This is a genomic window from Mesorhizobium sp. M00.F.Ca.ET.216.01.1.1, from assembly GCF_004010325.2.
Taxonomy (GTDB): Bacteria; Pseudomonadota; Alphaproteobacteria; order Rhizobiales; family Rhizobiaceae; genus Mesorhizobium.
The window spans coordinates 1-301 of record NZ_SADR02000456.1 but is presented as its reverse complement, the minus strand read 5'-3'; the positions used below and the strand labels follow the sequence as shown (position 1 = coordinate 301).

At 70.8% G+C, this 301-nt stretch carries 1 pseudogene; it reads left to right on the top strand.

Features of this window, described 5'->3' with window-relative positions:
* Positions 1 to 301 (top strand): annotated as a pseudogene (locus EN859_RS36935) (copper resistance protein CopC); the annotation flags it as partial.

Below are 301 nucleotides of genomic sequence, written 5' to 3'. Positions count from 1 at the left end.
CTTTCGCCTTTGGCTGGCTGGACTGCGCGAGGCATTGCGGCCAGCGCTTCGTCATTGGCGCGGTGCTCTGCGGACTGGTCGCGGCACCGATCTCGCTTGGCCTGCAGGGCCTCGACGCGCCCGGCGCACCGCTCGCCCGGATCGCGCAGCCGGCGGTCTGGAAGGCCGCGCTTGCGACCAGCTTCAGCTGGACTGTGCTCGTCGCCTTGATCGCGTTCGGATTGGCATTGCTGTCGCTGCTGGGTCCGCCCGTCTCCCGCAAGCTGCTTGCCCTGGCCGGGCTTGCCGGTGTCGGCGCGGC